This window comes from Ancylobacter mangrovi, assembly GCF_024752335.1.
Classification (GTDB): domain Bacteria; phylum Pseudomonadota; class Alphaproteobacteria; order Rhizobiales; family Xanthobacteraceae; genus Ancylobacter; species Ancylobacter mangrovi.
In genome coordinates this window covers 13,969-30,047 of the sequence record NZ_JANTHY010000013.1, presented here as the reverse complement: position 1 = coordinate 30,047, position 16,079 = coordinate 13,969, and the positions used below count along the sequence as shown (strand labels likewise).

The following is a 16,079-nucleotide window of genomic DNA, read 5'->3' as shown; positions in this document are numbered from 1 at the left end:
GGGCGGTTCGCCGCCCTCTATACGCGCTTCACCACGGGCCAGTCGACCTCGTCGATCTCCAGCACGTGGGTCTCCTTCAGCGCCGCCTCCTTCCACGCAACGAAGGCCGGATGGGCGTGGATCGCCTCCACATAGGCGGCCGCGACCGGGTCGACCTCGATGGCGTAGGTGCGCAGCCGCGTCGCCACCGGCGCGTACATCGCGTCCGCCGCGCTGAAGGCGCCATAGAGGAAGTCCCCGCCGGCACCGAAGCACTCGCGCGCCTCGCTCCAGCGGCGCAACAGCACGCGCACGTCCTTCAGCGTGTCCTCGGGAAAGGCGCGCGGCTCCACCGGGCGCCAGAGGTTCATCGGCGCCTCGCGGCGCAGCGCGCCGAAGCCGCCATGCATCTCGGTCGCCAGCGAGCGGGCATGGGCCCGCGCCACCGGCTCGCGCGGCCAGAGCGGCTTGTGGGGAAAGCGTTCGGCGAGATGCTCGAGGATGGCGATCGATTCCCACACCACCGCCTCGCCGTCGATCAGCACCGGCACCCGCCCCGCCGGCGAATGCGCGCGGATCTGGCTCTTGAACTCGGGCGTGTCGAGCGGGACCAGGATCTCCTCGAAGGCGATGCCGAACGCGGTCATCGCCAGCCAGGGGCGCAGCGACCACGAGGAATAGTTCTTGTTGCCGATCACCAGCTTAAGCGTCACGCCGTGCCTCCGCGCGGGAATTGGGGGACGCCACCTTCCGGCGTCGCGCCTCGCGGCGCAAATGCGAAGACGTCATGGACGCGATCAGCGACGTTGATCGCGGCCCGGGCGGCATCGGCTGGCGACCCACTCGCAGTCCGGAAACGGAAAACGGCCCGGCTGTTGGCCGGGCCGCTTTCAGATTTAGGCAGGCCGCTCGCAAAAGCTGAACGAGAGCCAGGAATTGGCAGGCACGTTCAGCTCGCGGCGACCTGAACGGCGTCGAAACCGCCGAACAGATAGACCAGACCGACACCTACGAGAAAGGCGACAACAGCCCAGCGCGCAACTCCCCAACAGGAGCGCTCGGAAAGGGAACTCATGGATGATCCCCGGATAATCACACCTGACCGCCGGCTTTCGCGGGAACGACTCCCGAAGCGCAGCGCACGAAACATTATTTAATGAAACGTTACTCCTTTCGCAATCGCGGAAACGTCACAATCCACTGCTGCCCTGCAACCCAGACGCGCTCGGGACGCATGGGAAGGGCGGATCCGGGGCGTGCCTGTCTTCGCGCCAATGGTAAGCTCGGCCACCGCCGCATCAGCCGATTCGGCGGCGATGCTGGTTGAAGCGAAACGCGAGGGCACGATCCTACCGCCATGTTCGGCTTCACTTATCTGGACGGGATGGCCTTCGCCCTGTTCGCCGTGACCTGGGTCGCCTACCACCATCTGATGGAGGGCGGGTGGTCGCGCGGGCGGACCCTGAACGGGCGCATGGACGGCTTCCGGCTGCAGTGGATGCAGCGCATGCTGGCGCGCGAGAACCGCATCGTCGACACCCAGATCGTCGCTGCACTGCAGAATGGCACGGCCTTCTTCGCCTCCACCTCGCTGCTGGCGATCGGCGCGGCGCTGGCGATCCTCCAGTCGACCGACGCGGTGATGGCGATCTTCGCCGACCTGCCTTTCGTCGCGCCCACGCGCGCGAGCTGGGAGATCAAGACGCTCGGCCTGACGCTGATCTTCGCCAACGCCTTCTTCAAGTTCGCCTGGGCCTACCGGCTGTTCAACTACACGACCATCCTGGTCGGCTCGACGCCGCCACCCGCCGAGGCCGCCAGCGCGGAGGCGCAGGCGCATGTGCTCTCGGCCGCGCGCATGGCGACGCTGGCCGGGCGGCACTTCAACCGCGGCCAGCGCGCCTTCTTCTTCGCCATCGGCTATCTCGGCTGGTACATAAACGGCTGGGCCTTCATGGCGGCGACGGTCGCGATCTTCTTCGTCATGATCAACCGCCAGATCGGGCGCGACTCGCACTGGATCCTCGATACGGACGCGGGAGGCCGGCCGTGACGGCGCCATCTACCGACACAGCCCCGACGGACGCCGCGCCGGACGAGGCCGCGATGGAGGCGGCGATCCTCGCCCTCGCCGGCCGTCCCGACGCGCCGCGCACCATCGCTCCCGAGGAACCGGCGCGGGCGCTGGCGACGGGGCCGGACTGGCAGAGCCTGCTTCCGCTGGTGCGCCGCACCGCGCTGCGCCTTGCCCGCGAGGGGCGGCTCGTCATCTATCGCAAGGGCAAGCCCGTCGACCCGGACGGCCTCAAGGGCGTCTACCGGCTCGGCCTGCCGCCGGACGAACCGGCCTAGGGCTGGGATTCGGGCCGGGGCGCGGGGAACCACGCGTCGGTGCGTCCGGTCCAGTAATAGACGGCAAGTCCCACCCATTCGCGCACGGAACGGTCGACGAAATCGAGCCCTTCCGACACGCTGCTGAACAGCCCGAAGCTCAGCCTGTCCGTGGTGCGGAAATCGACCGGATAGGCGATCACCGGAAATCCCGCGGCACGGAAGCATCCCACCGCGCGCGGCATATGGAAGGCCGAGGTGACGAGCAGCCAGCGCTCGCCCGGCTGCGGCTCGAGCAATTCCCGCGCGTTGCGGGCGTTCTCGGCCGTGTTGCGCGAGCGGGTCTCGAAGGTCACCCGCGCCGGATCGACGCCGAGCTGACCCAGCGCCCGGCGGACCACCGCGGCCTCCTGCATGGTCGAGCCGAGGATCTGCCCGCTGCCGCCAACGAAGACCAGCCGCGCCTGCGGGTAGCGGCGCGAAAGGTCGGCGAGCGCGAATTCCCGCTCGGCCGACTCGTTGAAGCTCGGCTGCCCGCGCGAGGCGGTGATCTCGGTCAGCTCCGCGCCGCCGAGCACGATCACGCCGGTCACCGGCCCCTCGCCCTCATATTGGGGAAAGCGCTGCTCCAGCTCGTGCATCAGCACGCGCCCGAGCGGCCCCAGGCCAGCCACCGCGATGCCGATCGCCCCCAGTGCGGCGAGCGTCAGCCCGAGCCGGCGGAACCATGGCATCAGCATCAGGCCGACGAGCGCCAGCAGGGTGAGGAAGGTCGAGGGAACGGCGACCATCCAGGCGATCTTGGAGGCGTAGAAGAACATGAGGCTGCCTCCCGCTCAGACGATGACGCGGCGGCGCTGCGGCGTGGGCGTGAGCGGGCGGAGCGCGCGTTCCAGATACCGATCGATGCTCGACAGCGGAACCGGGCTCGCCAGCAGGAACCCCTGCACCTGATGACAGCCGACCGACTGCAGGTAGCGAAGCTGCTCGCGCGTCTCCACGCCCTCGGCGGTGACGGTGATGGCGAGCGCGCGCGCCAGCCGCACCACGCAGTCGATGATCGCCGCCGCGTCGTCGCTGCGGCCGATGTTCTGCGTGAAGCTGCGGTCGATTTTGATCGTGTCGACGCGGAAGCGGCGGATGTAGCCGAGCGAGGAATAGCCGCTGCCGAAATCGTCGAGCGCGATGCGGATGCCCATGTTGCGCAGGGCCGAGAGCGAGGAAAATGCTTCGGGCTGGTTGCCGAACAGCAGGTTCTCGGTGATCTCGATCTCCAGCCGCTCCGGCGGGAAGCCGGTCTCCTCCAGGATGCGCGCCACCTGCACCGCGAGGTCCTGGGCGCGGAAATCCACCGGCGACAGGTTGACGGCGATCTTGACGTCGTTCCAGTCGCGCGACTGGGCGCAGGCCTGGCGCAGCATCCACATGTCCAGCTCGGTGATGAGGCTCGACTGCTCCGCGACCGAGATGAACTCGCCGGGCGAGATGACGCCGTTGGTCGGGTGATACCAGCGCACCAGCGCCTCGAAGCCGACCACCGCCTCGCCGTCGACCGAGAATTGCGGCTGGTAGAACACCGCGAGCTCGCCCTCGTCGAGCGCGCGGCGCAGCTCGCGCTCCATTTCGCGGCGGCGGACCACCTCGCGTTCCATGCTCGGCGCGAACAGGCGCACCGCGTTCCGCCCGTCCGCCTTGGCGCGGTAGACGGCGATGTCGGCGAGGCGCAGCAGCTCGCTGGCCTCGGTGCCGTGGTCGGGCACGATGGTCGCGCCGACCGATCCGCTCACCGCCAGCGTCTGCACGGCGAGCTCGACCGGCTGGCGGACCGTCGCCAGGATGACGGCGCCGATGGCCTCGATCTCGTGGTCGTCCGCCCCGACCGGGACCAGGATCACGAACTCGTCGCCGCCGAAGCGCGAGGCGAGCGCTACCGGCATGGGCAGGCTGTTCAGCCGGTTGCCGATCTCGGTCAGAAGCTGGTCGCCGATATGGTGGCCCAGCGTGTCGTTGATGTCCTTGAAGCCGTCGAGGTCGAGAAAGAAGATCGCGAGCCGCGCGCCGGGGGCGTTCTGCGCCGGCCATTCGCCGATGGTGCGCACCAGCATGGCGCGGTTGGCGAGCCCGGTGAGCGGGTCGACATAGGCTAGGCGCGAGGCCAGCGCCTCGCTGGCGGCGAGGTTCTGCGTGGCGCGGCGCGCGAACCAGAGCACGATCGCGGCGGCGACCAGCAGCAGGACGGCGGTGCCCGTCAGTGCGGGCAGCAGCGCCCGGATCAGCGAGGCGCCGGGATTGTCCGGAATCCAGCTCAGCCACGCCGGCGGCAGGTTCGAATCGTAGAAGGGAATCGCCACCGCCTGACGTTCGCTACCCGGCGGGTGATTGGTCACGATCGGGTCGACGATGTGCAGCTCCCCGACAATGTCGCCGAGGAAATTCGCATCCATGAACAGCACGGTCACGGCGATCGGCGGCAGGCCGCTGGGCGGCACCACGCGCCCGTAGTCCGGTGTGATGCTGATCGCGCCCACCAGCGCGGGATGGCCCTCCACGCGCATGTAGCCAGCCCGGAACACCGGCGGCAGCTCGCGGCTGCGCCCGTCCTCCATCTTGGGAGCGGTGGCGGCCTCGTGGCTGCGCGCGGCATAGGCGCTCTGCACGCCGCGCACCAGCGGCAGGATGGCGTCGGCGTCGAAGGGAGCCTTGTCGACCGGCGTCAGCGCGCCATCGACCGAGGCATAGGCGACCCCGCTGTCGAGCACGATGTAGGACCGATTGTGCCGCTGGGTCTTGTAGAGCCAGTGGCCGAAATTCTCGTGCACCCAGTCGACGTCGAGGAAATAGGCGGTGCGCAGCACCGATTCGTCCCAGTGCGCGAAGCTCGCCAGGTCCCGCTGCAGCGAGCTCGCCCGGCGCTGGAGCGACTCGACCACGACGCTGCTCCAGCGAGCGCGCGAGGCCATGTCGATGCGTTCGGCGGCGACGAAGGCGAAGCCGGCCATGGCGACGACCGCGGCGACGATGACCAGCGCGACCGCGATGATCATGCGGTCGCCCGCGCGCGCCAGGTCCGGGTGCGGCGAGCCCGCCGCGCCGCGGATCGCGTCGCCTTCGGCACGAGGTCCAAGAAGGCGTCCGAAGGGCGCCTTCATCCGCTCCTCCAACAAGACGACAACAGCTTAGCTCGTGTTTCCTTAATTCCGATTGAAATCAGATAGGGAGGTAGACACGAAGCGGCGAGTCCTAGAACCACAATGAAGCGATACCCAGGAACGCGAAGAAGCCGACGACGTCGGTCACTGTGGTGACGAAGGGACCGGAGGAGACCGCCGGATCGACCTTGAGCCGGTCCAGCCCAAGCGGGATGAGGATGCCGCCGAGCGCGGCCGCCACGAGGTTGATGATCATGGCGAGGCCGATGACGTAGCCGAGATCGGCCAGGCCGAAGCGGGCGAAGACCACCGCCGCCATGATCACCGCGAAGACAACGCCGTTGAACAGCCCGACCAGCAGCTCGCGCATGACGATGCGCCGGGCGTTGCTGGCCCTCAGCTCGCGCGTCGCCAGCGCCCGCACGGCCACCGTCATGGTCTGGGTGCCGGCATTGCCGCCCTGGCTGGCGACGATCGGCATCAGCACGGCGAGCGCCACCATCTTCTGCAGCTCGCCCTCGAACAGCGAGATGACGAAGGAGGCGATGTTGGCGGCGATCAGGTTGAGCAGCAGCCAGGAGAAGCGGCTGCGGGCGATGTACCAGAAGCTGTCCGACAGCTCCTCGTCGCCGGCGACGCCGCCCAGCGCCTTGAGGTCCTCGTCGGCCTCCTCCTGGATCACGTCGACGATGTCGTCGACCGTGAGCACGCCGACGAGGCGCCCTCCCTCGTCGACCACCGGCGCCGAGATCAGGTTGTAGCGCTCGAACACCCGGGCGACGTCCTCCTGGTCGTCGGTCGCCTGCACCACGTGGCGGTCCGGCGTGACGACCTCGCCAAGCTTCACGTTCCGGCGCGTGCGGATCAGCCGGTCGAGCGGCACCGAGCCGCTGTGGCGGTAGGTCGGGTCGACCACGAACACTTCGAAGAAGGTCTCCGGCAGCCCTTCGGTCTCGCCGATGTAGTCCAGCGTCTGGCCGACGGTCCAGAACGGCGGCAGCGCGATGAACTCGGTCTGCATGCGCCGGCCGGCGCTGGCCTCGGGATAGTCGAGGCTGCGCTGCAGCGCCGCGCGCTCGGGCGTCGGCAGATAAGCGAGGATCTGCTGCTTGTCGGCCTCGTCGAGGTCCTCGAGGATGTAGACCGCGTCGTCGGATTCGAGCTCGCGCAGGCCCTCGACCACGGTGCGGGTCGACAGCGCCTCGAGGATCTGCAGGCGCGCGGTCTCGTCGAGCTCGGTCAGCGCGGTGAAGTCGAAGTCCGGGCCGAGCAGTTCGACGAGGCGCGGCCGGTCCTCGCCGGGAAGGGCCTCGAGCAGGCGCGCCAGGTCGCTCTCGTGGAGATCGGCGACCAGTTCGCGCAGCGCGCCGACATCGCTGGTCGCGACCGCGCCGGCCACCGCCTCGACGAAGCCGGGCACCTCGATCGGGTCGCGTTCGGGTTCCGTCCCGCGCGCGGGCGGGACGGCGAGATCGGTCTCTTCGCTCATGCCGCACTCCGGCCGGACGTTCGCACTGACTGGATGGAGCTGTTCTTAGGAAGCATCGCATGGGAACGCAAATCGTTCCGCGCGCGATAGATTCGAACCGGCCGGCGCCGTTGTCGGTCCGCAACAGGAGAACCGGCAGCATGACACCTCAAGCGACCCGCCTGATCATCCACGGGCGCGTGCAGGGCGTGGGCTACCGCGCCTGGCTCGCCGACAGGGCGCGCCGCGAGGGCCATGCCGGCTGGGTGCGCAACCGGCGCGAGGGAACGGTGGAGGCGCTGATCCACGCCGCGCCCGATTCGCTCGCCGCCTTCGTCGAGGCCTGCCGCACCGGGCCGCCCTCCGCACGGGTGACGAATATCGAGGTGATCGGCGAGCCCCCGGCGCAGGGCGGCATCATCGCCGGCGACTTCGCGGTACTGCCGACGCTCTAGCCTTCGGTCCGCGTCGGGCCGAACAACACTTCGAACTCGCGCCGCAGGGCGAGATCGACATCCTCCATCGTCATCGGCAGGCCGAGCTCGACTAGGCTGGTGACGCCGTGCTCGCGCACGCCGCAGGGCACAATTCCCTCGAAATGCGCCAGCTCCGGCTCCACGTTGAGGGAGACGCCGTGCATCGTCACCCAGCGTCGCACCCGTATGCCCAGCGCCGCGATCTTGTCCTCGCCCTCCCCGGCCTTGGTGGGATGGCGCACCCAGACGCCCACCCGGTCCTCCCGGCGCTCGCCGCGCACGTTGAAGGCGGCGAGCGTGCGGATCAGCCATTCCTCCAGCGCGGCGACATAGCGGCGCACATCCGGCGCGCGGCGCTTGAGGTCGAGCATGACATAGGCCACCCGCTGGCCGGGGCCATGATAGGTGAACTGGCCGCCGCGCCCGGTCTCGAACACCGGAAAGCGGTCGGGATCGACCAGATCCTCGCGCCGGGCGCTGGTGCCGGCGGTGTAGAGCGGGGGATGCTCGAGCAGCCAGACGGTCTCGTCGGTCCGTCCGGCGGCGATCGCCTCGGCCAGCCGGTCCATCTCGGCCAGCGCCTCGGCATAGGCCACCGGCGCGGGCGCCACGCGCCAGGCGACGGGCGGGCTGCCCGCCAGCGGCAGGAAGGATGTGGGCAGCGCATCGCGCGCGGTGGAGGGGGAAACGACGCTCACCTTCATGGCCCACACATAATCATCCGCGGCCGCGCTGTCTCCCCGCCGAGAGCCGCGGCGAACGCAGCCCTGTCCACAGCCCATGGCGGCTCTTGTGGAGCCTCATTCGATCTGTTAGACGATCCCCCGCTCGCGTCGGTAGCCACTTTGCCGGCGGATCAACGGGCATTTGCGGTCGTGGCGGAATTGGTAGACGCGCTGCCTTGAGGTGGCAGTGGGTAACACCGTGGAGGTTCGAGTCCTCTCGACCGCACCATTCCCGATCTGAAGGATCGGCCCCGGTCCGGAGATCTGTCCGGGCCCCTCATCCGAAAATCTGACGATCAGAGCGGCGCAGGTCTCGCGTGTCGCGGCGTCGCGTGTGCGCCGTTGGCTCCGGCGGCGCGTCCGGCCCCTGCCCTGCCCCGTGCGACCACGGGGGGCGCGTTAACGCCGCACGGGGGCGCCGCTCACTGCGGGGCGGTCGCCGTCACCGGGCCGGCGGGAACGACGTGGACGACGTGGTAGCCCTTCCGGTGCAGCTCGGCGAGGAAGGCCGGCATCATCTTCGCGGTCTGCTGGTGGGTGTCGTGCAGCAGGATGATTCCGCGCCGTTGCCGGTCGAGCCTCGACATCAGCAGCTTGAGCTGCTGGTCCGCGGTCATCGGGTTCCAGTCGCCCGCCCACAGGTCGGCGCCGAACACGCCGACGCCCCGCTTGTCGAGATAGGCGAGGAGCTGTGGTGACGAGCCGAAGCCGGGAAAGCGGAAGAACGGCACCCGCGGCTGCGCGCCGGCCTTGCCATAGGCGGCCTTGTCGACCGTGGCGAAGCCCTTCTCGATGTCCGCCACCGCCTTGTCGAACGGCAGGTCCGCCAGCGTCATGGGGTGGGTCTGGCTGTGGTAGCCGAGCGTGTGGCCACCGGCGAGGATCTGCTTCAGCAGTGCCGGATGGGCGGCGGCGTTGCGGCCGATGACGAAGAAGGTCGCCCGGGTGCATTGCTGCGCCAGCGCCTTCAGCACCGCCTCGGTCGCTCCCGGATGCGGCCCGTCGTCGAAGGTCAGCACCACCTCGCCCTCGGCGAGGTCGAGGGTCTGGGGAAAGTGCTTGGTGCCGACCTGCAGATGATGAGGATCGACCTCGAGCACGCGCTCGGTGCCGAGCTTGCCCGCGCAGCTATCGGTTGCGAAGGCGCTGCCCGGCAGCAGGCAGGCGGCGAGGAGGGCGAGAGTGGGCAGGCGCCAGGAATGGCCGAGCATGATGGACCCGAAATCGGTGGGCGAACGCGGCGGCCCGGCGCAATCGTCCGGGCGCTGCCGGGTTTCAATGGCGCGTGGATTGCGACGCGACCAAGGCAGCGCCCGGCCGCGCCTCAATAGGCGTTGCTGTGGACCGCGACCCGGACCGTCATCACCAGGATCTTGATGTCGAGCCAGAGCGACCAGTCGTTGATGTATTCGAGATCGGCGGCGACGCGGCGCTCGATGTCCTCGCGGCAGTGGGTCGCGCCGCGCAGGCCGCGCACCTGCGCGAGGCCGGTCACGCCCGGCTTCATCGCGTGGCGGCTCCAGTACTCCGGCACCAGCTCCCAGAACAGCGCTCCCTCGGCGCGCGAGCCGAGCGCGTGCGGGCGCGGGCCGACGAGGCTCATGTCGCCCAGCAGCACGTTGAAGAGCTGCGGCAGCTCGTCGAGGCTCGTGCGCCGCAGGAAGCCGCCGATCCGGGTGATCCGTGAATCGCCGCGCGAGGCCGAGATGCCGCCGTGCTTGTCGGTGAGGTCAGTGCGCATGGTGCGCAGCTTGAAGCAGCGATAGGTGCGGTTGTTGCGCCCGGTGCGGTCCTGCACGAACAGGGCGGGCCCGGGCGAATCGAGCTTCACCAGCACCGCGCAGACGGCGATGACCGGGCCGGCGACCAACAGCATGCCGCTCGCCACCAGAAGATCGAACATCCGCTTGAGCAGGCGCTCGCCGAGATTGAGCGGGCCGCGCGAAACGACGAGCGTGGTGTGGTCCTCCCAGCGCGAGAGCGCGATCGGGCGCACTTCGCCCAGATCCGCCACCACTTCGGCGTCGACACCGGTCTGGCGCATCGCCTCGGTCCAGGCCAGCCTCTCGCCGGAGTCGGAAAAGGCCAGCACGACGCGGTCGGCATCGCGGACCGCGTGGCCGAGGCGGTCGAAGAAGCGCGGATCGGCGAGTTCCGGCACGATGCCGGCCTTGTGCACGTCGACCAGGAAGGTCATCCGGTGGCCGGCGCGCCGCTCGAGCCCCTCGCCGTCGGTCAGCACGACGATGCGCGGCTCGACGATCGAGCTCAGGGTCCGGCGGATCAGCCGCACGCCGACGAGGCGGAAGGCGGCGATCAGGAACATCGCCAGCACGATCGTCATGCCCGTCTGCAGGCGCGACAGCTCCTCGCCGACCTTGAGGCCGAAGGCGATGCTGAAGGTGATGGCCGAGGAGCCCACAATCGCCAGGAACGAGGTCAGCACCGACCGGCCGAGCGACCCCAGCACCGCGATCGAATAGGCGCGCAGCGCCAGCGCCATGACGAGGTAGGAGGGCGACAGCAGGACGAGCGACTGCACCCAGCTTCCCGCGCTCACATCGGAGAACCGCAGGAAGGCGCTGAGCACGCCCGCCCCGCCGATGGCGGCGAGATCGACAGCGGCCGCGCCGACCATCAGCCCGCAGCGGATAACGTGCCGGTAGCGCTCCAGCCGCGCTACGTTGGCGAGGCGGCCGGCTGCCTGTTTCCGGTCCGGAACATCAAAGACGCTCAATTCGCTCACGGACGACCATCCCCCACGCTCGTCCCGTTGCTGCCGGCGTATCCCGTGACCCAAGGCGCATTCCGATCCCGAAGACCACCCGACAGGCGAATACATTCACGGCGCGCGCTTGGTAAATGGCGGCCGGCCGCCATTTCCGCGGCAGGCCGGCTTCCGGATTCCCTCATGCAATGAGCGAATCCGAAAGGCGTACCGCCACGATACTCCTATACTCCAAAGGTAATAGTCGCTGCCAGAACGGCTGTCGACCCGATCAGCTTTCGGGCGCCTCGACGATGGGGTCGTAATGGGAGGCATCGAAGCCTAGCACGTTCCAGCTCTGCTGCATGTGCGGGGGCAGCGGCGCGGAGACGTCGATCATCCGGTCGCCACGCGGATGGGGGATCACCAGCCGGCGCGCCAGCAGGTGCAGCCGGTTCTGAAGCCCGCCCGGCAGCGGCCAGTTCTCGATGTCGAAATATTTCGGATCGCCGACGATCGGGTGGCCGATATGGGCGGCGTGGGCGCGCAGCTGGTGGGTGCGCCCCGTCACCGGCTTCAGCGACAGCCAGGACATCTTCTGCGCGGCGTGGTCCACCACGGCGTAATAGGAGATGGCGTGGCTCGCCTCATCGTCGCCGTGCCGCGCGACCCGCATTTTCTCGGCCGCGTCGTCCTTGGCGAGATAGGTGGAGATGCGCCCCTGCGCCGGCCGGGGAACGCCCGGGACCAGCGCCCAGTAGACCTTCCGGGCGGAACGCGAGCGGAAGGTCTTGGCCAGCGTCGAAGCCGCCAGCCGGCTCTTCGCCACCAGCAGGATTCCCGACGTGTCCTTGTCGATGCGGTGGACCAGGCGCGGCTTCTGCCCGTCCTCGCGGCGCAGCGCCTCCAGCATGCCGTCGACGTGGCGATAGGTGCCCGAGCCGCCCTGCACGGCGAGGCCGTAGGGCTTGTTGAGCACCAGCACGTCGCGGTCCTCGTAGAGCGTCATCGCCTTGAGCGCGGTAGCGTCCTTGTCGTCGGCGCTGGCGCGGCGCACCGCCGGCGCCGCGATCGCCCCGGCGGGCGACGATGGCCGGGGGGGACGCACGCCGGGCGCCGTGCCCGCCTCCGCATGCTCCTGCGCGTCGAGATAATCCGCCGCCGAGAGCTGCGCCTTCTCCTCCAGCGGGGGAATGCGGATGGCCTGGCTGGCGGAAAGCCGGGTATTGGTCTTCACCCGGCCGCCATCGACGCGCACCTGCCCGCTGCGCAGCAGCTTCTGCAGATGTCCGAAGGACAGGTCAGGGAAATGCGTCTTGAACCAGCGGTCGAGGCGCATGCCCTCTTCATCGCTGTCGACGTGTCGTGTGACGACGGCCATCGTGTGTGTTCTCCTCGCCCCAGCACATAGCCGAGACGAGGCCCCGCGTCACGCGACCGCGCGCACCAGCGCCAGCCCGCCGAACACGGCGGCCAGCGAGACGATGACCGATCCACCGACATAGAGCGCCGCCAGCCACACCTCGCCGCGCTCGGCGAGAATGGCGGCGTCGAGAGAGAAGGAGGAGAAGGTCGTGAACCCGCCCAGCAGGCCGGTGACGACGAAGAAGCGGGCATGGCCGGCCCACATGTGCTCGACCCGCATGGTCAGCCAGCCGGCGGCGCAGCCGATGATGAAGCTGCCCACCACGTTGACGAGGAAGGTCCCGAACGGAAAGGCCGTGCCGAACATGCGCATGCTCGCCATGCCCACGGCGTTTCTCAGCACGCCGCCGATCCCCGCGCCAAGGAAGATAAGGAACAGACCGCTCATCGTCATGGCTTCCCCTTACCTCTGCTGCCGCTCCGCGCGCAAGCGGGCCCAGTAGTCGAGGCGCTTGCGGATCTCGCGCTCGAAGCCGCGCTCGACCGGCTCGTAGAAGTGCTGGCGGCCCAGCTTGTCGGGAAAATAGTTCTGCCCGGAGAACGCGTCGGGCGCGTCGTGGTCATAGTCGTAGCCCGAGCCATAGCCTTCCTGCCGCATCAGCTTGGTCGGCGCGTTTAGGATGTGCTTGGGCGGCACCAGAGACCCGCCCTCCTTCGCCACCCTCAGCGCCTGCTTCCAGGCGGTGTATACGGCGTTCGATTTCGGCGCGGTTGCCAGATAGACCGCCGCCTGCGCCAGCGCGAGCTCGCCCTCGGGCGAACCGAGAAAATCGTAGGTGTCCTTCGCCGCATTGGCGACGACCAGCGCCTGCGGGTCGGCGTTGCCGATATCCTCGGACGCCATCCGCACCAGCCGGCGGGCCAGGAAGAGCGGATTCTCGCCAGCGTCGATCATGCGCGCCAGCCAGTACAGCGCCGCGTCCGGGTCCGACCCGCGCACCGACTTGTGCAGCGCCGAGATGAGGTTGTAGTGCCCGTCCTCGCTCTTGTCGTAGATCGGGGCGCGGCGCTGCACGATCTCCTGCAGCTTGGCGCCGTCGAACACCTCGCCCGGTCGCGCGGCGCGCCAGGCCTCCTCGGCCAGCGTCAGCGCCGCCCGCCCGTCGCCATCCGCCATCCGCACCAGCACCGCCCGCGCGTCCGTGTCGAGCGGCAGCGGGCGGCCCTCAAGCTCCTCGGCCCGGCCGAGCAGCCGGTCGATCGCCTCCTCGTCAAGGGCGCGGAAGGTGAGCACGCGGGCGCGCGACAGCAGGGCCGCGTTGAGCTCGAAGGACGGGTTCTCGGTGGTGGCGCCGACCAGCGTGACGGTGCCGTCCTCCATCACCGGCAGGAAGCTGTCCTGCTGGGCGCGGTTGAAGCGGTGGATCTCGTCGACGAATAGCAGCGTGCCCCGGCCGAGCGCGCGGCGCCCGCGCGCCGCCTCGAACACCTTCTTCAGGTCGGCGACGCCGGTGAAGATGGCCGAGACCTGCTCGAAGTCGAGATCGGTCGAATGCGCGAGCAGCCGGGCGACGGTCGTCTTGCCCGTACCGGGCGGTCCCCAGAAGATGAGCGAGCCCAGCGAATGGCTCTCGATCATGCGGGTGAGGATGCCGTCCGGGCCGGTCAGGTGCTCCTGCCCGACCACCTCGGAGAGCTGACGCGGCCGTAGCCGGTCGGCCAGCGGCCGCGGCGCGGTGGTTTCGAGCCCGGCGCTGGCAAAGAGGTCGTCAGCCAAGGAAGCCTCATCCCGGAAGCATGGCGGTGAGCGTGCGCCCGCCGCGCTGCAGCGTAATGCGCCACACCCGCGAGGGCGAGGCGGTGGCGCGCACCAGATCGGCGGTGCGCTCGATGCGCTCGCCATTCACCTCGACCAGCACGTCGCCGACCTTCAGATTGGTGAGGTCCGCCGGCGAGCCGTCGGCGACGGCGGTTACCACCACGCCCTTGTCCGGCTCGACCGTGCGCAGTTCCTCCGCCACGGCCGGCGACAGGTTCACCACGGTGGCGCCGGCGAGCGGCGAGCGGCCGTCAAGCACGCGCTCCTCGCGCGGCACGGTCTCGGGCGCGGCCTCGAGCGGGAGCGAGAGCTCCATCTTCTTGCCCTGCCGCACCACGGCCACCTCCACCTTGCCGCCCAGCGGACGGGTGGCGAAGCGATAGCCGAAGGCGTCCGGGTCGTCGGTCTCCTGCCCGGCGATGCCGGTGATGAGGTCGCCGACCTTCAGCCCGCCGAGCGCTGCGGGGCTGCCGGGCACCACGCTCTGCACCAGCGAACCGACCGGGCGCGACAGGTCCAGCCCCTCGGCGATGTCCGGCGTCACGCGCTGGAGCTGGGCGCCGAGCCAGGGGCGGCGCACCGACTTGCCGCCGCTCAGCACCGATTGCAGCACCACGCGCACCATGTCGGCGGGAATCGCGAAGCCGATGCCCTGCGAGCCGCCCGAGCGCGAGAAGATCGCCGTGTTGATGCCGATGACGCGCCCCGCCGTATCCACCAGCGCGCCGCCCGAATTGCCGGGATTGATGGCCGCATCGGTCTGGATGAAGAACTGGTAGTCGGTGATGCCCACCTGGGTGCGCGCGAGCGCAGAGACGATGCCCTGCGTCACCGTCTGGCCGACGCCGAACGGGTTGCCGATGGCGAGCACGATGTCGCCGACCTGGAGGTCGTCGGACGAGCCGAGCTCGGCGGAGGGGAAGTCGCCCTTGCCGCCCTTAAGCTTCAGAATCGCCAGATCCGTGCGCGGATCGCGCAGCAGGATGTCGGCGTCATATTCGCGCTTGTCGGCCAGCGACACCCGCACCTCGTCGGCGCCGTCGATGACGTGGTTGTTGGTGACCACCAGACCCGAGGGGTCGACGATCACGCCCGAACCGAGGGCGCGCTGGATGCGCTCGCTCGGCCCGCCGAAGCCCGGGCCCGAGGGGGCGCCGAAGAAGCGCCGGAAGAACGGGTCGTCGAGCAGCGACATGCCCCGGCGCTGGCGGACCGCCCGCATCGCGTAGACGTTGACGATGGCAGGCGCGGTGCGCGCCACCACGGGCGCGAAGCTGAGCGCGATCTCCGCCCGCGAGGTCGGCACCCGCGTCTGCCCGGGCGTCGCCATCGGCATCGGCGTGGGCGGCGTTGCCGGGCTGGGGGCCTGCGCCGCGGCGGGCGCGATCAGGAGAAGGGCGGCGGTGAGGAAGCTGGCAAAACGGTTCATGGCCCCAGATATAGCCTTGGCTCCTTGGCGGAAAAAGGGTCGAGGGCAGTCACGGCTCCACTTCCGCGCCTGCCCGTAGGCGAGCCATGCGCCCCGCCCCGGCGCAAACAAAAAGGGGCAGCCAAGGCCGCCCCTTCGTCATGCCGTTGCGTCGCCCGGTGTCAGGCGGCGGCGGATTCTTCGGTCTTCGACGCCTCGTGACGGGCGAGGTCGGCGGCGCCCTTGGCGCTCTCGTCGCGGTCGACCAGCTCGATCACCGCGATCGGGGCCGAATCACCGTGCCGGAAGCCGGCCTTGATGATGCGGGTGTAGCCGCCGTTGCGCTCCTTGTAGCGCGGGCCGATGACGTCGAAAAGCTTGCGCACGACGGCGACGTCGCGCACCTCGGCGATCGCCTGGCGGCGCGCATGCAGCCCGCCACGCTTGCCGAGGGTGATCAGCTTCTCGACCACCGGGCGAAGGTCCTTCGCCTTCGGCAGCGTGGTGATAATCTGCTCATGGGTGATGAGCGCCTGCGCCATGTTGGCGAACATGGCCTTGCGGTGCTCAGCGGTCCGGTTGAACCGGCGATATGCCTTGCCGTGGTTCATGACGACTAAATCCTAAGGTGCGACGGCCTTCGAGCCGGGTA

15 protein-coding genes and 1 tRNA gene are annotated in these 16,079 nt (G+C 69.4%); 4 read left to right on the top strand and 12 right to left on the bottom strand.

The window, feature by feature from the left end; all coding sequences use genetic code 11:
- Nucleotides 1–17: 17 nt before the first annotated feature.
- The gene (locus NVS83_RS22840) at nt 18–692 is read right to left on the bottom strand and encodes a glutathione S-transferase family protein (RefSeq protein WP_258741552.1); all 675 of its coding nucleotides are present in this window, start codon (nt 690–692) and stop codon (nt 18–20) included.
- Nucleotides 693–1,336: 644 nt separating this feature from the next.
- Here NVS83_RS22840 and NVS83_RS22835 point away from each other — a divergent pair.
- Nucleotides 1,337–2,032, top strand: a complete 696-nt coding sequence (locus tag NVS83_RS22835; protein ID WP_258741551.1) for a DUF599 domain-containing protein — start codon at nt 1,337–1,339, stop codon at nt 2,030–2,032.
- Nucleotides 2,029–2,331, top strand: coding sequence for a DUF3253 domain-containing protein (locus NVS83_RS22830; RefSeq protein WP_374115107.1), 303 nt, complete (start codon nt 2,029–2,031; stop codon nt 2,329–2,331). The genes NVS83_RS22835 and NVS83_RS22830 overlap by 4 nt, the downstream gene beginning before the upstream one ends.
- Here the strand turns inward: NVS83_RS22830 and NVS83_RS22825 are convergent.
- The 3 genes from NVS83_RS22825 to mgtE form a co-directional block, all read right to left on the bottom strand.
- Entirely contained in the window at nt 2,328–3,131 is an 804-nt protein-coding gene (locus NVS83_RS22825; RefSeq protein WP_258741550.1) for a YdcF family protein, read from the bottom strand. The genes NVS83_RS22830 and NVS83_RS22825 overlap by 4 nt on opposite strands.
- Nucleotides 3,132–3,146: 15 nt before the next feature.
- Entirely contained in the window at nt 3,147–5,459 is a 2,313-nt protein-coding gene (locus tag NVS83_RS22820) for a putative bifunctional diguanylate cyclase/phosphodiesterase (protein WP_258741549.1), read from the bottom strand.
- Between the two features lie 91 nt (nt 5,460–5,550).
- Complete coding sequence (gene mgtE, locus NVS83_RS22815) at nt 5,551–6,948, bottom strand: magnesium transporter (RefSeq protein WP_258733836.1); 1,398 nt, start codon at nt 6,946–6,948, stop codon at nt 5,551–5,553.
- A gap of 140 nt (nt 6,949–7,088) precedes the next feature.
- Between mgtE and NVS83_RS22810 the strand changes: the two genes are divergently transcribed.
- Nucleotides 7,089–7,382: an acylphosphatase gene (locus tag NVS83_RS22810; protein ID WP_258741548.1), complete on the top strand. Its 294-nt coding sequence runs from the start codon at nt 7,089–7,091 to the stop codon at nt 7,380–7,382.
- Here NVS83_RS22810 and lipB read toward each other — a convergent pair.
- Nucleotides 7,379–8,107: a lipoyl(octanoyl) transferase LipB gene (gene lipB / locus NVS83_RS22805; protein WP_258741544.1), complete on the bottom strand. Its 729-nt coding sequence runs from the start codon at nt 8,105–8,107 to the stop codon at nt 7,379–7,381. The two genes, NVS83_RS22810 and lipB, sit on opposite strands and share 4 nt — an antisense overlap.
- Before the next feature lie 165 nt (nt 8,108–8,272).
- Between lipB and NVS83_RS22800 the strand changes: the two genes are divergently transcribed.
- Nucleotides 8,273–8,357: transfer RNA gene (locus tag NVS83_RS22800), tRNA-Leu, on the top strand.
- Nucleotides 8,358–8,550: 193 nt separating this feature from the next.
- On the opposite strand, the gene NVS83_RS22795 is transcribed toward NVS83_RS22800, so the two are convergent.
- The 7 genes from NVS83_RS22795 to rplQ all read right to left on the bottom strand — a co-directional run bounded on the left by NVS83_RS22795 (nt 8,551) and on the right by rplQ (nt 16,038).
- Nucleotides 8,551–9,339: a polysaccharide deacetylase family protein gene (locus NVS83_RS22795; RefSeq protein ID WP_258741543.1), complete on the bottom strand. Its 789-nt coding sequence runs from the start codon at nt 9,337–9,339 to the stop codon at nt 8,551–8,553.
- A gap of 113 nt (nt 9,340–9,452) precedes the next feature.
- A complete protein-coding gene (locus tag NVS83_RS22790) occupies nt 9,453–10,874 on the bottom strand; it encodes an exopolysaccharide biosynthesis polyprenyl glycosylphosphotransferase (protein WP_258741542.1) in 1,422 nt (473 codons plus the stop codon).
- Between the two features lie 253 nt (nt 10,875–11,127).
- Complete coding sequence (locus tag NVS83_RS22785; protein ID WP_258741540.1) at nt 11,128–12,216, bottom strand: RluA family pseudouridine synthase; 1,089 nt, start codon at nt 12,214–12,216, stop codon at nt 11,128–11,130.
- A gap of 48 nt (nt 12,217–12,264) precedes the next feature.
- Entirely contained in the window at nt 12,265–12,648 is a 384-nt protein-coding gene (gene crcB, locus NVS83_RS22780; protein WP_258741539.1) for a fluoride efflux transporter CrcB, read from the bottom strand.
- Between the two features lie 15 nt (nt 12,649–12,663).
- The gene (locus NVS83_RS22775) at nt 12,664–13,977 is read right to left on the bottom strand and encodes a replication-associated recombination protein A (protein ID WP_258741538.1); all 1,314 of its coding nucleotides are present in this window, start codon (nt 13,975–13,977) and stop codon (nt 12,664–12,666) included.
- 7 nt (nt 13,978–13,984) lie between these two features.
- Nucleotides 13,985–15,448 (bottom strand): DegQ family serine endoprotease, encoded by a 1,464-nt coding sequence (locus NVS83_RS22770; RefSeq protein WP_258741537.1) that lies wholly within the window; start codon nt 15,446–15,448, stop codon nt 13,985–13,987.
- 161 nt (nt 15,449–15,609) lie between these two features.
- Entirely contained in the window at nt 15,610–16,038 is a 429-nt protein-coding gene (gene rplQ, locus NVS83_RS22765) for a 50S ribosomal protein L17 (RefSeq protein ID WP_258733844.1), read from the bottom strand.
- Nucleotides 16,039–16,079: the final 41 nt, after the last annotated feature.